Source organism: Chryseobacterium contaminans (assembly GCF_001684955.1).
In the GTDB taxonomy this organism is placed as follows: domain Bacteria; phylum Bacteroidota; class Bacteroidia; order Flavobacteriales; family Weeksellaceae; genus Chryseobacterium; species Chryseobacterium contaminans.
In genome coordinates, this window is the sequence record NZ_MAYF01000248.1 from 1 (window position 1) to 509 (window position 509).

At 43.2% G+C, this 509-nt stretch carries 1 protein-coding gene; it reads right to left on the minus strand.

Annotated elements, in window-relative coordinates; all coding sequences use genetic code 11:
* Positions 1-447 (minus strand): exodeoxyribonuclease III (locus tag BBH99_RS13080; RefSeq protein ID WP_185111079.1); only part of this gene is annotated, 447 nt, incomplete at its 3' end.
* Positions 448-509 lie beyond the last annotated feature (62 nt).

Consider the following 509-nt stretch of genomic DNA (forward strand, 5'->3'; position numbering starts at 1 on the left):
ATTGAAATCACCAATGAGAATGGCGGGAAGTTCCATATCTATGAATTGCTGACTGCGTTTTTGCAGCCGCTTGATCCATGCCAGTTTATAGTCAAACTTCTCACCGGGATACGGGTTGCCATTGGGAACATAAAAACAACAGATGACAATCTGGTCGATAATCGCTTCAATATAGCGGCTTTGCACGTCATCATCGTCACCGGGTAAAGAACGCTGCACTTCAATGATTTCACGATCTTTTGCCAGTATGGCAACACCGTTCCAACTTTTCTGTCCCTTCCAGATGGCCTGATAACCGGCCTGATTTATGGCTGTAATCGGGAAACGTTCCTGAGGAGCTTTTAATTCCTGTAAACAGACAATATCGGGTTGAGCTTCCTCTAACCATCGAAGCAGGACCGGCAGCCGGCCGTTTATTCCGTTCACATTATAAGTAGCAATTTTCATAAGATCAATTATTTAAGTCATTGTAAGAATCAGTGAGAGAATATAGAGTTTACATCATCTCG